Here is a 4,442-nt window from a genome sequence, read left to right as displayed (position 1 = left end):
CTGGGCCGGCGACATCACCGACGTCCCCACCAACGAGGGGTGGCTACATCTGGCCGCCGTACTCGAACTCGGCTCACGCCGGGTACTGGGCTATGCGATGGCCAGCCACCTGCGCACCGACCTCATCGCCGACTGCCTAGACACCGCGGTAGCCACGCGCAGGCGTGACGTTGCCGGGGTGATCTTCCATAGCGACCGTGGATGTCAGGGCGGATTCAACTGGTCGTCGCAACACCTCGTGATCATGGAGGTGTGTGGTGGGTCGTCGACAGCAGGCAGCGGACCGGGCGATACGGTCGACGTTGCGGTCGCCTGGTCATCCGAAGTATCAGCGACATGTCGAGGTGGCGTTCTGGGGGCAGATCGCCGAAGGGCTCCTGGCCGAGGAGGCTGCAGGCGTGATCGGCGTGGCGCAGGCGGTTGGTGCACGCTGGTTCCGCAACGCTGGCGGCATGCCGCCATTCGATCTGGAGCAACAGCCCTCGGGCCGCTATCTGTCATTCGCGGAGAGGGAGGAGATCGCACTACTCAAGGCCCAAGACAAAGGTGTGCGGGAGATCGGCCGCACGGTCGGTCGCGATCCCGGAACGATCTCGCGTGAGCTGCGCCGCAACGCCGCCACGCGCGGCGGTACGCTCGACTATCGGGCCTCAGTCGCGCAGTGGAAGGCCGACATGTCGGCGCGGCGGCCCAAAGCGGCGAAACTGGTCACCAACTCTCAACTACGCGACTACGTCCACGAGAGACTGTCCGGGCAGATCAGCCTGCCGGCCGGCACGTCGGTCACTGGGCCGACGCCACCGAGGTTCACCGGCCGCAACAAGCCGCACCGCAAGGACCGGCCGTGGTCGTGGGCGTGGAGTCCGGAGCAGATCTCCAACCGGATCAAGCTTGACTTCCCCAAGGATGAGTCCATGCGCATCAGCCACGAGGCGATCTACCAGTCGCTCTACATCCAGCGCCGTGGCGCGCTCAAGCGCGAGCTGGTCTGGTGCCTGCGCACCGGCCGGGCGCTGCGCGCGCCGAGGGAACGTTCTCGGCGCAAGACGTGGGCACATGTCACGCCCGAGACGCTGATCAGCGAACGCCCGGCTGACGCTGACGATCGCGCCGTCCCGGGGCACTGGGAGGGCGATCTACTGATCGGGGTGGAACGCTCTGCTATCGGCACCGTCGTCGAGCGCACGACCAGGTTCACGATGCTCACCCACCTTCCCCGCGAAGAAGGATGGCGTCACAAGGGCGCGGTCAAGAACGGCCCCGCCCTCGCCGGCTACGGCGCCATCACGATGAAGAACGCGCTTGCGAACACGATGTCGACGTTGCCGACTCAGCTGGCGCGTTCGCTCACCTGGGACCGCGGCAAGGAACTGTCCGCCCATGCCCAGTTCAGGGTCGAGACCGGGATCCCGGTGTTCTTCGCCGATCCCAACTCACCATGGCAACGCGGCAGCAACGAGAACATCAACGGCCTGCCGCGTAATACTTCCCCAAGGGCACCAACCTGTCCCGGTGGTCGGCCGAGGAACTCGAGGCCGTCGCTCACGCACTAAACACCAGGCCACGCAAAACACTCGGATGGAAAACGCCAGCCGAAGCCTTCAACGAGCAGCTATCGTTACTCCAACAAACCGGTGTTGCATCGACCGATTGAACCCAGCCAGTACACCAGCACCCAGTTCGCCCAGCACTGCACCAAGCTGGGCATCCGGCGTTCACTCGGACGCACCGGGATATGCTGGGACAACGCCATCGTGGAATCGCTATTCGAGGCGTCGAAACGCGAACTCGTGCACCGGCACCGCTTCACTACCCGTGCCCAGGCACGCCAGACCATCTTCACCTGGATCCAGACCTGGTACAACCGCAGACGACCGCACGCCACCCGGGGCTATGCCAGCCCCGGGTGGCGGGAACAGCAGAAACCACCCGAGACCGCATAACCACGTCTCCGGCCAACAGGGGAAAGGTCACGTCGCGATCTCAATGGCATAAGTGTCCTCACCCAAGTGCTCCCGTAGGCGCCGGTCGACCGCCTGCCCAATCTGTGCTGTCATGCGCTCCGGCAGATGCATTTGGCTATACTTCCAGATTGTCTTGGCTGCGCCAACCAGGCGTGCCGCACGGTAATTGTCTCCCGTGCTCGCCGCTACCCACGCCAGACCTTCGATGCAGAGTGCGGTGGAACCTGGCTGCCTGAACTGCTGGAATAGCATGATTCCTTCCCGCATCGCGTCCATGACTCGCGCATGATCGTCCTGTGGCCAGTGGTTCAATCCAACGATCCATAGACCCACGGCCTTCTCGATTTGAGCGCCGAGCGCGTCGGCGGTGGCGAGGTGGCGATAGGCCAACTCCTCGGCCCGCTCGTCGTTGCTGAGGAAGGCGATGAGCGCGGCAGCGGAGAGCGCCTCAGTTCCGGCCCCAACATCGTCGTTATCGAATGCCAGTTCCGCTGCGTCTTCGGCCAAATCGAGCGCTTTCTCCAGGCTCCCGGTCGAGAAGGTCACCAATGCGCTCGCCAGCAGGGCCGAACTGCGAGAGTCGTCGCTGGTAGTCTCGGTCGCCGTCGCGTCATACTCGTCGAGCAACTCGGCGGCTGACGCGATTTCGGCCATCAGGACAGCGAGTTCGCACGCATTGGCCAGCGCTCGTGCCCGGCTGGCCGTCGGCGTGCTGTCTGCTTCGAGGGCGGCTGTCAACCGCCGGTAACCTTCGTGCATGAGGCCGTAGTGTTCCCAATACGGACGCAAGCTACTCGCCATATCGAGGGCAGCTGTCGAGCTCTGTTCCGGTTCGGAAAGGCAGAACTCGAGTGCCGCGCGCAAGTTGGCATGCTCCTGTCCTACCTCGGCGAACCAGGCGCCTTCGCTGACCCTGCAGTAATCGGTGTCACCTCGGTCGGCAAGTTTCCGAAAGTGGTCTCGATGACGAATGCGGACAGCGCGCTCGGTAGGCAGCGAGGCGAGCCGGTCCGCCGCGAACTGGCGCACAGTCTCCAGCATCCGGCATCGAGCACGTTGTCCATCAGCGCCTGGCAAGCGGGTAACGATCGACTTGTCCACGAGCCCGGACAAGGCCGCGCGAGGGGGCTCGTGGGCGTCAGCATGGCACACGGCCTCGACCGCGTCCAGACTGAATCCTCCGGAGAACACCGAAAGCTCCGCCCAGAGGCGGCGTCCCGCAGGAGTGCACAGTCCGTAGCTCCACTCTATCGCAGCTTCGAGGGCACGATGCCGCGCAGGCCGGGTATGTTCCGTCGACGTGAACAATGCCATGTCATCGAGGTGATCGAGTACCTCGTTCGGTGTAAAGTGACGTATTCTGGCCGCCGCGAGCTTGAGTGCGAGTGGAACTCCCTCGAGCCGCTGGCAGATGGCGGAAATAACGGCTCGATTGTCGGCGGTCACCTCGAAGTTGGGATCGGATGCAGCTGCGCGCTCCTGGAAGAGTGCAACGGCCTCCGTCCACTCGTCGGCTTCTGACTCATGCCGCAGTGTGGGCACGGGGACGATCTGTTCGCCCTCAACGCCGCGAACGTGCCTGCTGGTGGCGATGATGCGTACCTGCGGGGCTGCAGCGAGGAGATTACTGATGAGCATTGCGCAAGAGCCGGCGAGATGTTCACTGTTGTCCAGGACGAGCAGGATTTGCTTGTCATGGATGTAGTCGATCAGCTTGCCAAGGTGGTTGGCCGACTCATCACGGATACCGAGAGTGGGCTGCCCCGGTGATTGACGTTAGGGGTCGACCAATCGCCTCACGGTATGGTGGATAGGTAGGCGAGTGCCTCTACTCCTGCCGCAGTGATGACGACCTTTTCCCCTCCTGGGGCGTGATGCTTAGTCTTGGTGACGAGCCCGAGTCCCTCGAGTCGTTCGAGCGCGCGATACCGGTGAAACTGCTGGTCATCGGGCTTGGCATACCCCTTTCCAGCCGGCTTGCTGCGCGACTTCGACCACCCATCCACCTGGTCGATCAGCTCGTCGATCGCAACCTGTTCGAGAACGTTCAGATCAGTGCCATTCATGGTGCACCTCCTGTTCGGTTAGATCTGTAGCTTCCGTCAACTGTGGTGCGCAGGGCATCCGGCGATATACCGACCTTGTTACCGAGACCACACCGACGACACTGATACTGGCCCGCCCGAACCGGAACTGTTCTGACCTTTGTGTGGGGGTGGTGATCCAACAGTCTGGAGCGGGTGCTTCGGCCTGTCGGATCACCATGACCGAAAAGAACATGACTGCCGCGGTTGATGCTGGTGGCGAGGACCCCTAGTTGTTGTTCAGCTGGCACAGGACCTAGGGTGTGTCTCTAAAGGATGTGTTTGAGTCACTGGGTGATTGCGCGTAGGACGGCTCCGGCCCGGTAGGTGAGGGCGAGTTTGTCGTATCGGGTGGCCAGGCCGCGCCACTGCTTGAGGTCGCTGTAGCCGCGCT

The 4,442-nt window shown here is 63.3% G+C and carries 3 protein-coding genes and 2 pseudogenes; 3 read left to right on the top strand and 2 right to left on the bottom strand.

The features are described from left to right. Nucleotides 1-13 precede the first annotated feature (13 nt). The 3 genes and pseudogenes from CHB84_RS24135 to CHB84_RS21900 all read left to right on the top strand — a co-directional run. Nucleotides 14-196: pseudogene (locus CHB84_RS24135) on the top strand (IS3-like element ISRhosp1 family transposase); the annotation flags it as partial. 58 nt (nt 197-254) lie between these two features. Further along, a pseudogene (locus CHB84_RS21905) lies at nt 255-1,654 on the top strand (IS30 family transposase). Continuing rightward, nucleotides 1,638-1,943 carry an integrase core domain-containing protein gene (locus CHB84_RS21900; RefSeq protein WP_176440092.1) on the top strand — a complete coding sequence of 102 codons (306 nt, stop codon included), beginning with the start codon at nt 1,638-1,640 and terminating at the stop codon, nt 1,941-1,943. The pseudogene CHB84_RS21905 and the gene CHB84_RS21900 overlap by 17 nt, the downstream one beginning before the upstream one ends. A gap of 27 nt (nt 1,944-1,970) precedes the next feature. Here the strand turns inward: CHB84_RS21900 and CHB84_RS21895 are convergent, their stop codons facing one another. Together CHB84_RS21895 and CHB84_RS21890 are read right to left on the bottom strand one after the other, a co-directional pair. Beyond that, nucleotides 1,971-3,602 carry an ATP-binding protein gene (locus tag CHB84_RS21895; RefSeq protein ID WP_089303538.1) on the bottom strand — a complete coding sequence of 544 codons (1,632 nt, stop codon included), beginning with the start codon at nt 3,600-3,602 and terminating at the stop codon, nt 1,971-1,973. Nucleotides 3,603-3,760: 158 nt separating this feature from the next. Continuing rightward, nucleotides 3,761-4,030 (bottom strand): hypothetical protein, encoded by a 270-nt coding sequence (locus CHB84_RS21890; protein ID WP_089303537.1) that lies wholly within the window; start codon nt 4,028-4,030, stop codon nt 3,761-3,763. Nucleotides 4,031-4,442: the final 412 nt, after the last annotated feature.

It is taken from the genome of Haloechinothrix alba (genome assembly GCF_900188115.1).
Lineage (GTDB): Bacteria > Actinomycetota > Actinomycetes > Mycobacteriales > Pseudonocardiaceae > Haloechinothrix > Haloechinothrix alba.
This window is presented reverse-complemented; position numbering and strand designations above follow the sequence as displayed.

Bases quoted from the DNA above. Each gene is read 5' to 3' on its own strand.
- CHB84_RS21890 (WP_089303537.1), bottom strand. From the start codon at position 4,030: ATGAATGGCACTGATCTGAACGTTCTCGAACAGGTTGCGATCGACGAG.
- CHB84_RS21895 (WP_089303538.1), bottom strand. From the start codon at position 3,602: ATGCTCATCAGTAATCTCCTCGCTGCAGCCCCGCAGGTACGCATCATC.